Below are 15,317 nucleotides of genomic sequence, written 5' to 3'. Positions count from 1 at the left end.
TCAGCCAGTTCGTGCCATCGGGAGCCAGAATGAGTCGTACCACCCCGCCGCGGCCGCTCGACGTGACCGCGTTCTTCCCTCAACTGGCCCCGCTGGCACGCACGGCGACCCGGTTGCATCCCCGCCCCGGTTCGCCGTCGACGCACGACAGTTCCGTCGGCGGGCCGCTGCTGTGGCCCGCCGACGAGCCGTGGCCGTACTGCGAAGGGCCGCACGTGTGGGACCGGGTGAATGCGGCCCTCTCGCCGGAGGACGTGCGGTTGTTGCGTCGTAACCGGGCGGCAGCGGCAAGCAGGCAGCGCCGCGATCCTCAGGCGTCCGGGGCCACACCCGAGGAGCTGGCAACCGAGAAGCGGATCAACGCCGGCCGCCCGTGGCCCGAAGGTCCGGTCGCCATGCTGCCCGTGGCACAGCTCTACGTACGCGACATCCCCCTATTGCGCCCGCCCGGGCAGACCGGGGCCGATCTGCTGCAGGTGCTGTGGTGCCCCTTCGACCACCCGGCGCACCCCAGGACCGCGCTGTACTGGCGGTCCGCCGCCACGGTCACGGACGTACTCGACGCACCGCCCGAGCCGCCTGCGGTCCAGTTCCCCGGCTATCTGCCGGAGCCGTGCCTGTTCGCGCCGGAGCAGGTCACCGAGTACCCCAACCTCATGGAGTTGAGCAAGGAGCTGCAGCAGCAGCTGGGGGACCTGAGCAGGTGGGAGGCGGCCGGATCAGCGGTGGACAGCGCGTACGCGGCCGCCCCGGACGAGTTCTACTGGGACAAGCTGTCCCACGCTCCCGGCTGGAAGGTCGGTGGCTGGACCCGCTGGGGCCTCACCGACCCTATGCCCCGGCTCTGCCCCGAATGCGGCACCGAGGCGGACCCGCTGCTGACCATCGCCACCACCGAATGGAACGCCGGCAGCGACAGTTGGGCCCCCGAAGAGGACCAGGCCAACCCCACGCCGCTCCTCCCCGGCACCCCTCCGGCGAACTTCACCATGATCGACCTCGCCCGAGGCTACGATCAGCAACTCTACGTCTGCCCGGCATCCCCGGATCATCCGCACATCGAGCTGATCCAGTGAGGGTGCGCCATCTTGAAAGTCGCTGGTCAGCGTCTCTTCCGTGAGGTTCGGTCGGGGTGCTCTTGCTGGTCGTGGGCGGCAGTCTGCGCTGAAGGTCATCTGTCGGCTGTCAGCGGTGGACTTCGAGGTTCGTCAGGACGAGCAGTGCGCGCAGGAGCTGGGTGGCGCGGCGGGGTCGGTGCGGAGTTTGGTGAGTGTGCGCCAGTTCTTGAGGTTATATAGGGTGCGCTCAGTGCGGGACAGAGATCGCGGGTCTCGATGGCCGGTACGCGTGCGCGGGTTGCGGTTGGGTCAACGACTGGTCCGAAGGGCACAGTCCGCTCCCCGAGACCGGGCGCCCGGCGTGAACTTCCCTGCGGCACCGGAGCTCTGCCGGTCACCTGGTCGTGCGACTGTGACTCACGTCTCGGGAACCCCGTGCTCGGAATCGACAGCTGACTGATGTGACGACAACTATGCGAGCCCGTATTCGTGCAGGGGATCCGCAGGTCTTCGCGGAACTCTTCGACGAGTACGCGCGAATCCTCTACAACCACGCCTTTCGGCTGACCGCGGACTGGGCAGCGGCCGAGGACGCGGTGTCCGCGACGTTTATGGAGGCATGGCGGGGCCATCAGCGGGTCGACGCCGACGGCGGCAGCCTGCGCCCCTGGCTCCTGGGCATCGCCACCAACCTGGTCCGTGCCCAGTCGCGCAGCAACCGTCGCTTCAAGGCGGCCGCTCTCGCCGCCGCCCGAGCCGAGACCGCTGTGGCCGATCACGCCGACGAGGTCGCCGGCCGGATCGACGACCGCCGGCGCCTGGCCGCCACCGCCACCGCTCTGGCCGGGTTGCGGCGCACCGAGCGCGAAGTGCTCAGCCTGTGCCTGTGGCAGGGTCTGGACTACGCCACCACCGCCCAGGTCCTGGGCGTCCCTGTGGGAACGGTCCGCTCCCGTCTCTCACGGGCCCGGACCAAGCTACGCAAACTCGCGGATACGGAAATGCAGGCAGATTTCCGGGAACCCCGGCCTGCGGATCGACAGGTAAGAGGAGACCGCAACATCGCGGCCCGGCCCGTCCAGGAAGGAACTCGGTGAACATGAGCCAGTCCCGTCTTACGCCTGATGAATGGCAGGAGACCGCACGTCTGGTCTCCCTCGACGAAGCCGACTTTCCCGCGGGCCGCCACGCCTTCCACAGGGAAGAACTGATGAACTTCATCGACCAGGACACCCAGCCGGCCGCCCCGGCCACCGCACCCGCTCCCTCGGCGCCCGCGCGGCGCCGCGGGTTCATGCGGCCCCTGATCGTCATCCCGGCCGCCGCCTGCTCGCTGGCGGTGATCGCTGCCGGTGTCCTCGTCTTCGCCGGTTCCGGCGGCGGCAACGAATCCCCGCTTGCCGGGCCGGCGCTCACCTCACAGGTCGGTGCGGGTACCGCCCAGGGTGTGCCACAGCTGCTCAACCAGATCTCGCTGACAGCGGCGAAGAACCCGGCGCCCACCGTGCAGGCGGGGCAGTACGTCTACATCGAGAGCCAGGTCGGCACCACGTACGAGAAGACGGTCGGCGACAAGACCACCGTGGTCGGCGATCGCATCCACCGCCGACAGACCTGGAGCTCGACCGACGGTGCGAAGGGCTGGCTCATCGACCCGGCCGTCTCCCCGCCCGGCGGCGAGACCATCGACCACATCAACGAGAAGGGCGAGATCGAACCCGCACGGCTGGGCGGCCCGTCCTACGACTATCTCGCCACCCTGACCACCGACCCGGACGCACTCCTGGCGAAGATCTACAAGGAGACCAAGGGACAGGGCAACAGCCCCGACCAGCAGGCCTTCACCACCATCGGGGACCTCCTGAACGAATCCATGCCTCCCGCCGACCTCAGCGTCGCCCTGTTCAAGGCCGCGGCCAAGATTCCCGGCGTGGTCCTGGTCAAGGACGCCGTGGACGCGGCCGGCCGCCACGGCGTGGCCGTCGCGCGGCTCGACGAAACCTCCGGCGCCCGCACCGAATGGATCTTCGACGCCAAGAGCTACACCTACCTGGGCGAGCGCACCATCCAGGTTCGCCCCCACGGCGGCGACTCCGGCAAGATCAAGCCCGGCACCATCCTCTTCACCTCGGCCATCACCGTGCGACAGGCTGTCGACGAGATGAAGCAGCTTCCCTCCTCCGCCGCGTAGCACCGCGCTTGAACGCGGGGGGTGTGCCTGCCTCACAGCACGAGGCAGGCACACCCCGCGGCGCCGACCGATCGCGGGACAGCCCCACCCCCGACCGCGCCAGATCTTCTCGGACCGTGACGAGGAGTGAGTGGGTCGGCGCGTGCTGAGCACCAACGTGCCACCGGTGCGGAACCCCCGGCATACCAGTGGATTCAGTGATCAATGACCCGCCCGGCGAACGTCCGCAGCCAGCCACGAACCGTGCCCTCCGCCAGACCAAGGACAGCCGCGACCCGGCGGTGCCCCATGCCCAACGCGGCTATCTCCAGCCCAGCCCCGATCACCTCGGCCGCATCCGCCCGCCGCGGCCAGAACACTTCCGCCAGCAGCACGTGCGTGACACCGCAGCCCGAACAACGCGAACGGCGCGGCCGCAGAAACAACCGGGACCCCAAATCACCTCGGATCACCCGGGCCCGACCATGCCCCCACGGTGCCAGGACCGCGTCGCATGAAGGACACGTCAGCCGACCGTCCCGCAGCTGCCGTTCCACCAGCAGCACGTCCGAGTCCACGATCAGCACCCGACAGCCTCCGCAGCCCACGACGTGCTCGGCTCCGAGCACGGACGAAGTACCGCCAGCCTGCCCAAACGCCAAAGGATCATGTTGCTCAAGGCGTCGTTCGTGACGGGCGTAGGAGGTCAGTGAAAGGCTCGTGAACCTTGCTCTGGCACGCTGTCCCGATGGACGCTCTCATCGGCACTCAAGTACCTCGTCAGCGACTGACTGATCCAGCTTCGGCGGTCACGGCTTTGGAGCAGTCCCTCCCCGGCCTCGCCCTCCACCGACGCACGGCTCCAGCCGGCATCGACTGGGCACGAGTCGAGGAATGCCTGAACACGGAGCTGCCTTCCGACTACAAACTGCTTGCCAACAGCTACCCGTCCCTGGCCATCGGTGACTTCCTGTGCGTCGGCTTCCCGAACCCCGGGCGGGAGAGGGCATGGGCAGAGGACCCCGAAGACCTTGAGATCCTCGCTGAATGGTGTGCGGATGCAGAGATGTCCATTCCTCTGCACCCCTTTCCTGCCCCCGGGGGCCTGCTGCCCTGGGCCACGTCGAACCAGGGCGACTACTTCCTCTGGAGCACCACAGGGTCTGGTCCTGACGAGTGGACTGTCACCGTGGCCTCACGCAATGGCGGCTGGTGGCATTACACGGGAGGCGCGGTTCAGTTCCTCGCCGACCTGATCAGCGGAGCTTTGGAACTGTGGCAGTTGCCGTCGGTACGTCCTCACGTCGAGGCCTTCTGAGCGAACAACGGCTCTACGACTCGCTCATGGTCACCGTGTCGTCGCACACGAAGAGCCAGCCAGGACCCAGAAACGACCACAGCCCATGTGCAACGGGAGTGTCGCCGTCACCCCGCTTCATCACCACGCTGAGAGTCGTCTAACACCCGTCTGGATGGGAAGTAGGGTACCGGCCCACCCGCGACACGGGACGCTCCCGCACCTTGTCGACGTTTCCCTCCCACCGGGCGGGAGCACCCGAAACAAGACCTTGAACAGCACTTTTAAGGTGCTGGGCTGGGTTGCGTGGTGACGTTCAAGCAAGTGAGCACGGGCTCGGCGTACCGGTACTACCTGCGCCAGGTCGCGGTCGGGGACGGCCGTCGGCCCCGAGGGAAGGGCCTGGACCAGGCGCAGGAAGAGGCTGGCGTCCCGCCGGGGGTATGGATGGGCCGCGCCCTGCCCGCGGTCGGCCTGACGGCCGGCGCCCGGGTCACCGAGGGGCAGATGCGGAACCTGTTCGGCGAGGGCCTTCACCCGGACGCGGATCGCATCGTCGAGGAACGCCTCGCCGCCGGTGACAGTCCCGCAGCGGCTGCGCGGGCGGCCCGCCTCGGCTACCGGATACAGAAGTGGTCCGGGATCGACCTCGTCTTCCGCCCACCGGCCAGCGTCCAGGCCCTCTGGGCTCTGGCCACCGAACCGGTTCAGCAGCTCATCGAGGACATCCACACCCGCATCAGCGCCGAGACCCTGACCGCAGCTGGCTCTGTACACGTCGAAGAGCAGCGTTTCTACAGCAGTTCGGGAGGCACTTCGGGGGTCGGCGCCGAGCTGATGTTCACGGCGATGGACAGCACCGCCCACCGCCGGGGATGCGCTCCGCCGTCTGCGTCGTCATCAGAGCCCGGGTGAGCGAGGACAAAAGCGCTGGCTACGGGGCCAGGCGATCGGTGACGCAGCATCGACGCCGTCACGGCCGTGTTCTCGTATAGCTACCGCTACCCGTCATGTCTGCCAGCGGTGAACACCGGCCCGACCGGGCTCGACGATCACTACCGTCCAGTCTCATGACGACGGTTACAACGCGCACGGTCGAGTAACCGGCCGACGGCCTAACGATGATCGGGCACCTCGCGCTCCCGGCCGGTGTCGACCGCCGGCCCGCGGTCCTGGTCGGGCCCGAGGGGCCGGGGCTCAGCGACGTCGAGCGCCGCCGAGCCGATACCCTGGCTGAGCTGGGATACGTGGCGCTGGCCTTCGACCTCCACGGCGGGCGCTGGTTCACCGACCCCGAGGAGATGCTGGCCCGTTGCATGCCGCTGCTCGCCGACCCCGACCGGATGCGGAGCATCGGCCACGCGGCGCTCAACGTGTTGCGCGCCGAACCGCGGACCGACCCCGACCGGATCGCCGCCGTCGGCTACGGCACCGGGGGCGCAATCGTGCTGGAACTCGGGCGCGACGGCGTCAACCTGCGCGCGATCGGGACAGTCAACGCACTGACCGCAGGCCGACCGGGCGAGGCGGCGCGCATTCGCTGCCCGGTGTGGGCCGGGGTCGGGTCGGAAGACCCGATCATGCCGCCCGCGCAACGGGACGCGTTCACCGCCGAGATGCAGGCCGCGGGCGTCGACTGGCGCCTCGTGGTCTACGGCGGCGCCTTGCACGCCTTCCACCACCCGCCGGTCGACCAGACCGTACCCCCCGGCGTCGGCTACCACCCACGGCACGCGCAGCGAGCCTGGCACGACGTCGTCGACCTGCTCGCCGAGTGCCTGCCCGTAACGGAGCGATCTGGTCGGCAACCGCGATTCCGGGCCGCGAACCAGGCCGGTCGACCGCCACCGGCTCCGGTTTGTGGGACATCACCGCAGCTGAACACTGCGCAGCCCTTCCGCACCCACCCCGAGGTGCCGGAAAGTGCCCGCGAGGCCCTGGCCGCAGCGGACGTGGTGTAAGAGGATCGGCCGAGATACGGCCGAACGGGATAGCGGGACGCTGATCACGGCCGTCCCAAGAATGAGCGGCGTGACGATGCCGTCGGAGCGGTTCAGTACCGCTCGGTCTCGGCGAAGCCCGTGTCGTTGCCTGCGCCGAAGGCGGCGGCCGCAGCGGTCGGGTCGAATCCGGGCGGGCTGTCCTTGAACGCCAGGCCCATACCGGCCAGCTTCTCCTTGACCTCGTCGATCGACTTCGCACCGAAGTTGCGGATGTCGAGCAGGTCCGCCTCGCTGCGCGCCACGAGCTCACCCACGGAGTGGATGCCCTCTCGCTTCAGGCAGTTGTAGGAACGGACGGTGAGCTCCAGCTCCTCGATCGGGATCGCCAGGTCGGCCGCCAGCGCGGCATCCGTCGACGACGGGCCCACCTCGATGCCCTCGGCTTCGACATTCAGCCCGCGGGCCAGGCCGAACAACTCGACCAGCGTCTTGCCCGCCGAGGCCACCGCGTCACGCGGACGCATCGCGGACTTGGTCTCGACGTCGACGATCAGCTTGTCGAAGTCCGTGCGCTGCTCGACGCGGGTCGCCTCGACCTTGTAGGTGACCCTGAGCACCGGGCTGTAGATCGAGTCGACCGGGATCCGGCCGATCTCCTGGCCCTGCTGCTTGTTCTGGACGGCGGAGACGTAGCCGCGGCCGCGCTCGACCGTCAGCTCCATCTCGAGCTTGCCCTTGGCGTTCAGCGAGGCCAGCACCAGGTCGGGGTTGTGCACCTCGACGCCGGCCGGCGGGGCGATGCCGGCCGCGGTGACCACGCCGGGCCCTTGCTTGCGCAGGTACATCACGACCGGCTCGTCGTGTTCGGAGGAGACGACGAGCTGCTTGATGTTGAGGATGAGGTCGGTGACGTCCTGTTTGACGCCCGGCACGGTGGTGAACTCGTGCAGCACGCCGTCGATCCGGATGCTGGTGACGGCGGCGCCGGGGATCGAGGAGAGGAGGGTGCGCCGCAGGGAGTTGCCGAGGGTGTAGCCGAAGCCCGGCTCCAGCGGCTCGATCACGAACCGGGAGCGGTACGCGTCCACGATCTCTTCGGTGAGAGTGGGACGCTGAGCGATCAGCATGAGACCTTGCCTCCAGTCTTCGGCACCCGCCATATGATGCCGCCTCACCGGGCGGTAGCCCGATGTCGGTACGGCCAAGGGTACGGGCGATGCGGCTCACCCGGCCGTAGGCCTCGCGCAGGTGACCAGCGGTCCGGCAACAGTCCCCGGTGAGGTCGATGGCTGACACGGGCCGCAGCGTCATTCTCGGCGACGCCTTAACCCGGTTCAGCCGCCGCCAACAGCCATTGTTGTCATGCAGGTCTCACGCCGCAACATCAGTCAACACAGTCTTCGCGCGGGTGCCGTTGCGGCTGTTCCCGTTGTTCTTCCCGGCCGGATCGTGCTTCTCGTAGCCGAGGTGGTCGGTGATCTCGCGTAGCTGGTGATTGCCCCGACACGATGGCCGGTCGTGCTGCTGCGACTGGCCTACCTGACCGTGACCCAAGCGTTCGCCAGGCGCTGTCACGTTGGCTGACAGGGTGGGAGGATCCTCGGGCTGATCATGGTGGAGGGGGTTGTCCGTGGAGGGCATGTCGCCGTCGTACAAGGGGCACCGGTATCCGGTCGAGGTGATCTCGCACTGCGTGTGGCTGTACTTCCGGTTCCCGCTCAGTTTCCGTGAGGTCGAGGAGCTGGAGCGTGGCGTGATCGTCTCGTACGAGACGGTCCGCCGCTGGTGTCTGAAGTTCGGTCAGCAGTACGCCAACGGACTGCGCCGCCGGCGGCCCCAGCCCGGCGACACGTGGTATCTGGACGAGGTCTTCATCAAGATCAACGGTGAGCAGAAATACCTGTGGCGGGCTGTCGACCAGGACGGCGACGTGCTGGACATCCTGGTGCAGAGCCGCCGGGACACGGCTGCGGCCAGGCGCTTCTTCCGCACGCTGCTGACGAAGACGGGCGGGGTGCCGCGGGTGATCGTCACGCACGTCCACGGCCCGCGAGACACCCGCACCGGCACCGGTCCACGTGCCCGATCCCGAAGCCCCTGATACCAGCAGCGGCCGCCCGAAGAGCAGCAGTGGCTGCTGAAGGTGATGACAGGACCAGTAAGACCGCGGTCACACACAGGACGGAGACTGTGCCGTTGCTTGGCGAGCGCCTTTCCTGCAGTCCGGATCGAAGGTGCTGGAGGGCCCGGCCTCTTCGAACCGAGGGCGTACGTGTCCTCCCGCCATGAACCTCAGGTAGAGGTTCAGATTGACCCGGATTGCAGTGCCGGCTCGTAGCGTCGACGAGAAGGGGTTCGGAGCGGCCGGGCCCACGCGGGCAGGGAGCGGGCATGGGACACACATCAGCATCGACGGCGACGGTCTGGGACGGCTCCTGCCAGGCGGAGCCAGCGGCTGCGGCCCCTCGTACGAGCAGGCGTACAACGAGCTCGCGGCCGCCCCGCCGCGGGCATCCTCCCTGAGCTGTGCCGGGCCGCTGACCGCGCTCTGTTCGAGTTCACCAACGTCGATCTGCTGGAACAGGCGTGCGCGATCGGCGCAGGGGAGCCGTACGAACAGCGGGTGACCGTCACCTGAGAACTCCCCCGTGCGGCCGAAGAACGGCCCGCACACAGCCCCGTGGCCGGCACCCACCGCGAGCCGCTTCACGCCGGACTCTGCCCTGCCAAGAAAAGGACACGGCACCCCCTGGCCCTTCAGGTACCTACTAGGTACCATCAGGGTATGCCGTCCTTGAACATCACCTTCACCGACGACGAACTCGAAGCGGTCCGCGCCGCCGCGACCGCCGAGGGCAAGTCCCTCAAGCAGTTTGTCCACGACCTCCCGCTGCGCGAACAGCAGCGCCTCCAGTTCGTCCGCTACGCCATCTCCTGGGGCGAGCAGCACCGGGACGAGTTCGACGACGCCTTCCCCGACGAGATGCCGCCGGCCGACCGCCAGCAGGGAGCCGAAGCCGCCTGATGGTCCTCTACATCGACGTCCCCTGGCTCCTGGACGTCCAGGAGCAGGCCGTCCCCGAAGACGTCACTGTCGCCGACTACTCCGCTCTTGTCGCGGCCGTCGCCCGCCACAAGACCCGCATCCCGCGCCCCACCACCGCCGAACCCGACGCAGCCTGGCGCGCGGCCGCTCTGCTGCACACCCTGGTCCGGCTCCAGCCACTGCCGTACCGCAACTCCCTGTACGCCTGCCAGGTCGCTGCGGCCTACATGCACGCCTCGGGCGAGGGCATCGACCCCCCGTACGGCGCGCTGGTGGAACTGGTCCGCGACATCCAGGCCGGCAAGGCAAACGTCTACCAGGCAGGCGACCACATCCGTTCCTGGCGCATCTGACCCGCCAGGCGAGTCCGAATGTTGTGGCGTGCAGGCGCAGCGGGCCGCCGCACGCGCCGGGAGGGCCACCCGTCCGGATCGGCGGCCACGAGTTCAAAGACCACACTGCGGCGAGGGCGTGCAGCGAGTTCTTCATACGTCTGCTGCACCGGCGCGGCCACCACACCCCGTGACTGCCCTCGCCAGGCCTGTGGCGGAGCTCCGCGCGGTGTCACTGGCCGCCGGTAGCGTGACCGCCGTGATGGTGGGTACCGAAGAAACTCGGTTGGTCGTGCTGCGCGGCAACAGCGCCTCGGGCAAGTCGTCCGTCGCGGCCGGCATCCGCGAGAAGTTCGGACGCGGCCTGGCCCTGGTTGGCCAGGACAACTTGCGCCGCATCGTCCTGCGCGAACGCGACCGGCCCGGCGCGGCGAACGTCGGCCTGAGCGACCTGACAGCCCGCTACGCCCTGGACGCCGGGTATCACGTCGTTGTCGAGGGCATCCTGTACGCCGACCACTACGGCGACATGCTCGCTCGAGCGTGCTCTGGTCTTTGCCCCGCTGTTCCACACTGCCGGGCTCAACATGCTCACCCTGCCGGTGCTGCTCAAGGGCGGCGCCTGCGTACTGGTCGAGTTCTTACGGGGCCGCACAGCGGCCGTCGGTTTCCGAAGGAGCCGATTCGAAGCTGACGATCGCCTCCGGCAGGGGCCACTTATCAGGCGGACGACGAGGCGAAATGTGGACCTGGTCAGAGAAAATCCCTACGAGGGCGGCGGGTCTTACAGGGATCAAGGCCCTGGTCTCTTTCCGGGTTGGGGCCATCGTCGCTCCGTTCACGGGCCTGGTGGCAATCAATCCGGGGTGAGTGACGGCCTGTCTTCTCGCCGAACGGGCCTCGCTGTGATCTCCTCAGGCTTGACGCCAGGCACGGTTTCGGCACGGTCTCGTCACGTGCTGCGAACTCCGGCCAGCAGACCCCCGCGCCCGGCGGCACCGCCCGGATCAGTACCTTCCGCGACCCGCGACCAGCAGGAAGGACGCCGATCATCGCGATTCGTGCTCTTCGGTTCAGCAGCCGGGACAACCCCGCACGACGCGGGGGGACCACGGTCGGGCTGCTCGGCATCGCCCTGATCCACGTGCTCGACCTGCCCAGCCAGCTCAAGGAAACCCTCTACCTGGGGGTCTTGTTCATCGCGCTCATCGTCGCGAGCCTGGTCGTCGCGGAGCTGCTGTTGCGGCGTCACGACCGCCGTGTCTGGCTGGCGGCGATCGTGCTCGCCGCCGCTGCGCTCCTCGGCTACGTGGTCAGCCGGTCCATCGGGCTGCCTGGGGCGACGGACGACATCGGCAACTGGCTGGAGCCGCTGGGGCTGGCGTCCCTGTTCGTCGAAGGCGTGGTGGTGCTCCTTGGCGTGTCTGCTCTCACGGAACGGTCCTCCCGCGAGGTGGCCGGCGGGCAAGCGGAGCATTGACGTCGACGTGCGGGGACTCCCCGGGCCGAGGGCTGCTCGAGTGCCCTGACGCCGCAGGCGGCGGTCGACATGGTGTCGGCCGCCGCCTGGCGGAAGGGATTCAGGGGTCAGGTGCGTGGACTGTGACGTGGCGTCAGCTGGTCGCGTTGCCCGCGACCCACTCGCTCGACGGCATGTTCCAGTCGTTGAGGCCGTTGTCCGGGGCCATGGTCTTGTCCTCGGAGGGCGTTGTCACGTTGTTGGGTGTGCGGGTGTCTGTCGGCGTGTCGGGGCATGGTGGGCCGGGGTGTCGGCCTGTGCTCAGGCGGTGGTGGACCGGCCGGTGACGCCGGTGACCTGGTCCCAGATGGCGAAGCGAATGGTCATTTCGGCGCGGTGTTCGAGTGCGGTCATCAGGTGGCGGCGGGGGCGGAAGTGGGGTGAGATGCCGCTGAATGCGGACAGGAAGCGTTGTGCTCCGCCGACGCCGCGGAAGCCCTTCATCGCGCGTTCGCGCTGCCTTGTTGGCTGGTGGCTGTTCTCCGCCCGGTTGTTCAGGCCCTTGTGGGAGCGGTGCTCCACCGAGGGCATGACCTCACGGTGGGCCGCGCCGTAGGAGCGGAGCTTGTCGGTGACGATCACCCGCGGCACCGCACGGGTTTCCTTCATCAGGCGGCGGAAGAAGCGCCGGGCGGCGGCCTTGTCCCGGCGGTTCTGGACGAGGATGTCGAGGACGTTGCTGTCCTGGTCGACGGCCCGCCACAGGTACTTCTGCTCGCTGTTGATCTTGACGAAGACCTTGTCCAGGTGCCACTTGTCCCCCGGTCGGGGTCGGCGGCGGCGTAGCCCGTCGGCGTAGCCCTGGCCGAACTTCAGACACCAGCGCCGGACGGTCTCGTGGGAGACGATGACGCCGCGCTGGAGCATCAGCTCCTCCACCTCGCGGAAGCTGAGCGGGAAGCGGAAGTACAACCATACGCAGTGGGAGATGATCTCGACCGGGTACCGGTGGCCCCTGTACGACGGCAACGCACTCTCCACGGACGATCCCCTCCACCATGATCAACCCGAAGATCATCCCACTCCACCCGCCAACGTGACAGCACCCTCAAGAGGGAGACGATGCACGAGAGGCTGTTCTCGACGATGCGTCAGGCGAGGCTGGAGATCTTCCAGTGGCTGACGTACTACAACGCCCGAAGGCGCCACAGCGCCCTCAACTACCGCTCAGCTGCCGAGTTCGAACAGCAACACCAAAGAGAACGTAGACTCACACTCGCAGCATGAACCCCTGTGTCCACACTCCGGGGGTCACCTCAGCTTGACTCTGTCGGGGATCTTGCAGTCGTCGAGGTCAGCCGCTGACGGCCCGCCAGGACTTCAGCCGGGGGATCCCGTGCTGGTCCAGGAAGTCCTGGAAGGCGGTTGGCGGCCGGGGCGGGGGTGCTTCGCCGGTCGGTGGCAGGCCGCTGAGGGGTGCTGTCACGTTGGCGGGTGGAGCGGGATGATCTTCGGGTTGATCATGGTGGAGGGGGTTGTCCGTGGAGGGCATGTCGCCGTCGTACAAGGGGCACCGGTATCCGGTCGAGGTGATCTCGCACTGCGTGTGGCTGTACTTCCGGTTCCCGCTCAGTTTCCGTGAGGTCGAGGAGCTGGTGCTGGAGCGTGGCGTGATCGTCTCGTACGAGACGGTCCGCCGCTGGTGTCTGAAGTTTGGTCAGCAGTACGCCAACGGACTGCGCCGCCGGCGGCCCCAGCCCGGCGACAAGTGGCATCTGGACGAGGTCTTCATCAAGATCAACGGTGAGCAGAAGTACCTGTGGCGGGCTGTCGACCAGGGCGGCAACGTGCTGGACATCCTGGTGCAGAGCCGCCGGGACACGGCTGCGGCCAGGCGCTTCTTCCGCACGCTGCTGACGAAGACGGGCGGGGCGCCGCGGGTGATCGTCACGGACAAGCTCCGCTCCTACGGCGCGGCCCACCGCGAGGTCATGCCCTGCGTCGAGCACCGTTCCCACAAGGGCCTGAACAACCGGGCCGAGAACAGTCATCAGCCCACCCGGCAACGCGAACGGGCGATGAAAGGCTTCCGCAGCGTGGGCGCCGCGCAGCGGTTCCTGTCCGCGTTCACCGGCATCTCACCCCACTTCCGACCCCGTCGCCACCTGATGACCGGCACCCAACACCGCGCCGAAATGACCGTCCGCTTCACCATCTGGGAGCAGATCACCGGCGTCACCGGCCGGCCTGCCGCGGCCTGAGCCCAGGGCCGGCACCCGGCCCCACCACACCTCGACACACCGTCAGACACCCACACACCCAACAACGTGACAACGCCTCACCGCCGCCTACCGCGAACTGACCAAAGACGGGCTGCTGAACGACCCGCCGCGCGTCACACTGGCGACGTTCCACCGCGCCGTGCACCGTGAACTCAGCCCAGGACAACGCGCTGCCCTGCGCAGCGGAGAAAAAGCCCGGCGCCGCCACGATGTCCACGGCCAGCGCCCGCCCGGCTTCCGCAACGACGCCTGGGAGACCGACCACGTCGAAGCCAGCGTCTGGGTCAACGTCGAAGGCCAGCCACGCAAACCCTGGATCACCTGGTTCATCGACCACGCCACCGCCGTAATCTGCGGCATCGCCATCACCCCCCACACGCCCAGCCGGGAAGCGATCCTCGCTGCCGTCCGCGACTCAGTGCTGTGCGCGGACCACCACCGGCCCTTCGGCGGCATCCCTGCTCTCGTACGCGTCGACAACGGCCGCGACTTCCTCAGCACCACCGTCGAGGAAGCGCTCAAAGCCTTCGGCACCGAACTGATCGTGCTGCCACCCAACAGCCCCCATCTCAAAGGCACTGTCGAATCCCTCAACGCGGCCATCAAACACACGCTCTTCATGGGCCTACCCGGCTACACCCACGCACCGGCCAGCCGCCGAGACAAACGCACCACCGTCACCTGGGACATCGACGAACTCCTCCACTACGAAGCCTTCGTCACCCTCGTCCTGCAATGGGTCGACTGGTGGAACCACGAACACACCATCGCACGCCTCCACCGGCGCACCCCCACACAGGCCTGGCAAGCGGACCCGACCCCCATCGACACCATCGACCCCCTCGTCCTACACACCTACACCCTCGAACGCCACGGCCCGCCACTGACCATCACCAGCAAAGGCGTCCACTGGAAAGGCGCCTACTACGTCGGCGACTGGATGCACGGCCACAGCAGCGCCGGCGAACAGGTACACCTACGCCACGAACCCCACCACTACCACCAGGTCGAACTCTACGACGCCGACACCGGCCGCTACCGCGGCCCCGCCACACGCGCCGACGAAATGACCCCCCAGCAGGCCCGCACCCTGCGACGCGCCTGGCAGCGCGAAGCCGACCACTTCGCCGCCAAACGAAACAAGGCTCGCAAGAACGCCCGCGCCCGCTACGCCGCCACCTCAACTCCCGCCCCGCCGACACTCCTCAACCGCCTCACCGCTCAGGAAGCAGCCGCCCAGCTCCGCGACCTCCAAGCCGGCGACCTGGCAGCCGAGGCACGCCCCGACCTCCTGCCCCGCCCCAAACCGACCTCCGACCGTTGGACTGCCCCCAAGGCCGACGCCGACACCTCGAAGCCGCCCACTCAGGAGAAGCCATGACCACCCCGCCCGAAACCAGCCCTAACTACCACTACCTCGGCCTTGCCGGTGCTCGTCCCATCCTCACCAACGCCAGCGAAGAGACCTACGCCAACCTCGTCACCACCCTGGGCGCCAACAACGGCAACGGCGCCATCATGTGCATCCACGGAGGCGTGGGACTGGGCAAGACCTTCGCCGTCAACCTCCACCTCGACGAACTCGCACCCCACACCACCCTGCGCATCAAACTCAACTCCCCGAACATCAAGGACCAAGGCCGCGAAGTTTGCTGATCGGCTGGGCTGTCAAGGGGTGATTCGTGCTGGTGGGAGGGCCTGGACGCGCGACGGGACCCCAGCACGACGGG

16 protein-coding genes and 4 pseudogenes are annotated in these 15,317 nt (G+C 68.1%); 15 read left to right on the top strand and 5 right to left on the bottom strand.

What is annotated here, in order from left to right; translation table 11 throughout:
• Positions 1 to 29: 29 nt before the first annotated feature.
• The 3 genes from ACWD6R_RS25360 to ACWD6R_RS25350 all read left to right on the top strand — a co-directional run bounded on the left by ACWD6R_RS25360 (position 30) and on the right by ACWD6R_RS25350 (position 3,249).
• Positions 30 to 1,076 (top strand): hypothetical protein, encoded by a 1,047-nt coding sequence (locus tag ACWD6R_RS25360; RefSeq protein ID WP_451820795.1) that lies wholly within the window; start codon positions 30 to 32, stop codon positions 1,074 to 1,076.
• A gap of 455 nt (positions 1,077 to 1,531) precedes the next feature.
• Positions 1,532 to 2,155, top strand: a complete 624-nt coding sequence (locus tag ACWD6R_RS25355) for an RNA polymerase sigma factor (protein ID WP_451820794.1) — start codon at positions 1,532 to 1,534, stop codon at positions 2,153 to 2,155.
• A gap of 2 nt (positions 2,156 to 2,157) precedes the next feature.
• Positions 2,158 to 3,249, top strand: coding sequence for a CU044_5270 family protein (locus tag ACWD6R_RS25350; protein ID WP_451820793.1), 1,092 nt, complete (start codon positions 2,158 to 2,160; stop codon positions 3,247 to 3,249).
• 194 nt (positions 3,250 to 3,443) lie between these two features.
• Here ACWD6R_RS25350 and ACWD6R_RS25345 read toward each other — a convergent pair whose 3' ends face one another.
• On the bottom strand, positions 3,444 to 3,785 hold the full coding sequence (locus ACWD6R_RS25345; RefSeq protein ID WP_451820822.1) for a DUF6431 domain-containing protein: 342 nt from the start codon (positions 3,783 to 3,785) through the stop codon (positions 3,444 to 3,446).
• A gap of 191 nt (positions 3,786 to 3,976) precedes the next feature.
• Here ACWD6R_RS25345 and ACWD6R_RS25340 point away from each other — a divergent pair, with 191 nt between their 5' ends.
• From ACWD6R_RS25340 to ACWD6R_RS25330, 3 genes and pseudogenes are all read left to right on the top strand, one after another.
• Positions 3,977 to 4,546: an SMI1/KNR4 family protein gene (locus ACWD6R_RS25340; protein ID WP_451820792.1), complete on the top strand. Its 570-nt coding sequence runs from the start codon at positions 3,977 to 3,979 to the stop codon at positions 4,544 to 4,546.
• Between the two features lie 303 nt (positions 4,547 to 4,849).
• A complete protein-coding gene (locus ACWD6R_RS25335; protein ID WP_451820791.1) occupies positions 4,850 to 5,440 on the top strand; it encodes a relaxase domain-containing protein in 591 nt (196 codons plus the stop codon).
• A gap of 206 nt (positions 5,441 to 5,646) precedes the next feature.
• Positions 5,647 to 6,327, top strand: a pseudogene (locus ACWD6R_RS25330) (dienelactone hydrolase family protein); the annotation flags it as partial.
• Positions 6,328 to 6,578: 251 nt separating this feature from the next.
• Here the strand turns inward: ACWD6R_RS25330 and ACWD6R_RS25325 are convergent.
• Positions 6,579 to 7,595: a DNA-directed RNA polymerase subunit alpha gene (locus ACWD6R_RS25325; RefSeq protein WP_451820790.1), complete on the bottom strand. Its 1,017-nt coding sequence runs from the start codon at positions 7,593 to 7,595 to the stop codon at positions 6,579 to 6,581.
• Positions 7,596 to 7,848: 253 nt separating this feature from the next.
• Positions 7,849 to 7,950: pseudogene (locus tag ACWD6R_RS25320) on the bottom strand (transposase); the annotation flags it as partial.
• Positions 7,951 to 8,107: 157 nt separating this feature from the next.
• Here ACWD6R_RS25320 and ACWD6R_RS25315 point away from each other — a divergent pair.
• The 5 genes and pseudogenes from ACWD6R_RS25315 to ACWD6R_RS25295 all read left to right on the top strand — a co-directional run.
• Positions 8,108 to 8,503, top strand: a pseudogene (locus ACWD6R_RS25315) (IS6 family transposase); the annotation flags it as partial.
• Positions 8,504 to 9,253: 750 nt separating this feature from the next.
• Entirely contained in the window at positions 9,254 to 9,493 is a 240-nt protein-coding gene (locus tag ACWD6R_RS25310) for a hypothetical protein (RefSeq protein WP_331755507.1), read from the top strand.
• Entirely contained in the window at positions 9,493 to 9,867 is a 375-nt protein-coding gene (locus ACWD6R_RS25305; protein WP_451820789.1) for a toxin Doc, read from the top strand. The genes ACWD6R_RS25310 and ACWD6R_RS25305 overlap by 1 nt, the downstream gene beginning before the upstream one ends.
• A gap of 241 nt (positions 9,868 to 10,108) precedes the next feature.
• Positions 10,109 to 10,540: a hypothetical protein gene (locus ACWD6R_RS25300; protein WP_451820821.1), complete on the top strand. Its 432-nt coding sequence runs from the start codon at positions 10,109 to 10,111 to the stop codon at positions 10,538 to 10,540.
• 450 nt (positions 10,541 to 10,990) lie between these two features.
• Positions 10,991 to 11,326, top strand: coding sequence for a hypothetical protein (locus tag ACWD6R_RS25295; RefSeq protein WP_451820788.1), 336 nt, complete (start codon positions 10,991 to 10,993; stop codon positions 11,324 to 11,326).
• Positions 11,327 to 11,626: 300 nt separating this feature from the next.
• Here ACWD6R_RS25295 and ACWD6R_RS25290 read toward each other — a convergent pair whose 3' ends face one another.
• On the bottom strand, positions 11,627 to 12,346 hold the full coding sequence (locus ACWD6R_RS25290; RefSeq protein ID WP_451820787.1) for an IS6 family transposase: 720 nt from the start codon (positions 12,344 to 12,346) through the stop codon (positions 11,627 to 11,629).
• A gap of 72 nt (positions 12,347 to 12,418) precedes the next feature.
• Between ACWD6R_RS25290 and ACWD6R_RS25285 the strand changes: the two are divergent.
• Positions 12,419 to 12,592, top strand: a pseudogene (locus ACWD6R_RS25285) (integrase core domain-containing protein); the annotation flags it as partial.
• A 67-nt stretch (positions 12,593 to 12,659) separates the two neighbouring features.
• On the opposite strand, the gene ACWD6R_RS25280 reads toward ACWD6R_RS25285, so the two are convergent.
• Positions 12,660 to 12,791, bottom strand: a complete 132-nt coding sequence (locus ACWD6R_RS25280) for a hypothetical protein (protein WP_451820786.1) — start codon at positions 12,789 to 12,791, stop codon at positions 12,660 to 12,662.
• Between the two features lie 64 nt (positions 12,792 to 12,855).
• Between ACWD6R_RS25280 and ACWD6R_RS25275 the strand changes: the two genes are divergently transcribed.
• The 3 genes from ACWD6R_RS25275 (at position 12,856) to ACWD6R_RS25265 (ending at position 15,243) form a co-directional block, all read left to right on the top strand.
• The gene (locus tag ACWD6R_RS25275; RefSeq protein WP_451820820.1) at positions 12,856 to 13,566 is read left to right on the top strand and encodes an IS6 family transposase; all 711 of its coding nucleotides are present in this window, start codon (positions 12,856 to 12,858) and stop codon (positions 13,564 to 13,566) included.
• 160 nt (positions 13,567 to 13,726) lie between these two features.
• On the top strand, positions 13,727 to 14,968 hold the full coding sequence (locus ACWD6R_RS25270; RefSeq protein WP_451820785.1) for a Mu transposase C-terminal domain-containing protein: 1,242 nt from the start codon (positions 13,727 to 13,729) through the stop codon (positions 14,966 to 14,968).
• On the top strand, positions 14,965 to 15,243 hold the full coding sequence (locus tag ACWD6R_RS25265; protein WP_451820784.1) for a hypothetical protein: 279 nt from the start codon (positions 14,965 to 14,967) through the stop codon (positions 15,241 to 15,243). The genes ACWD6R_RS25270 and ACWD6R_RS25265 overlap by 4 nt, the downstream gene beginning before the upstream one ends.
• The last annotated feature ends 74 nt before the right edge of the window (positions 15,244 to 15,317 follow it).

It is taken from the genome of Streptomyces sp. NPDC005151, from assembly GCF_053599875.1.
This window is presented reverse-complemented; position numbering and strand designations above follow the sequence as displayed.

What these genes read in the sequence shown, in the direction of transcription:
- ACWD6R_RS25360 (WP_451820795.1), top strand. Translation starts at nt 30, where the DNA reads ATGAGTCGTACCACCCCGCCGCGGCCGCTCGACGTGACCGCGTTCTTC.
- ACWD6R_RS25355 (WP_451820794.1), top strand. Translation starts at nt 1,532, where the DNA reads ATGCGAGCCCGTATTCGTGCAGGGGATCCGCAGGTCTTCGCGGAACTC.
- ACWD6R_RS25305 (WP_451820789.1), top strand. Translation starts at nt 9,493, where the DNA reads ATGGTCCTCTACATCGACGTCCCCTGGCTCCTGGACGTCCAGGAGCAG.
- ACWD6R_RS25340 (WP_451820792.1), top strand. Translation starts at nt 3,977, where the DNA reads ATGGACGCTCTCATCGGCACTCAAGTACCTCGTCAGCGACTGACTGAT.
- ACWD6R_RS25300 (WP_451820821.1), top strand. Translation starts at nt 10,109, where the DNA reads ATGGTGGGTACCGAAGAAACTCGGTTGGTCGTGCTGCGCGGCAACAGC.
- ACWD6R_RS25325 (WP_451820790.1), bottom strand. Translation starts at nt 7,595, where the DNA reads ATGCTGATCGCTCAGCGTCCCACTCTCACCGAAGAGATCGTGGACGCG.
- ACWD6R_RS25265 (WP_451820784.1), top strand. Translation starts at nt 14,965, where the DNA reads ATGACCACCCCGCCCGAAACCAGCCCTAACTACCACTACCTCGGCCTT.
- ACWD6R_RS25350 (WP_451820793.1), top strand. Translation starts at nt 2,158, where the DNA reads ATGAGCCAGTCCCGTCTTACGCCTGATGAATGGCAGGAGACCGCACGT.
- ACWD6R_RS25310 (WP_331755507.1), top strand. Translation starts at nt 9,254, where the DNA reads ATGCCGTCCTTGAACATCACCTTCACCGACGACGAACTCGAAGCGGTC.
- ACWD6R_RS25275 (WP_451820820.1), top strand. Translation starts at nt 12,856, where the DNA reads ATGTCGCCGTCGTACAAGGGGCACCGGTATCCGGTCGAGGTGATCTCG.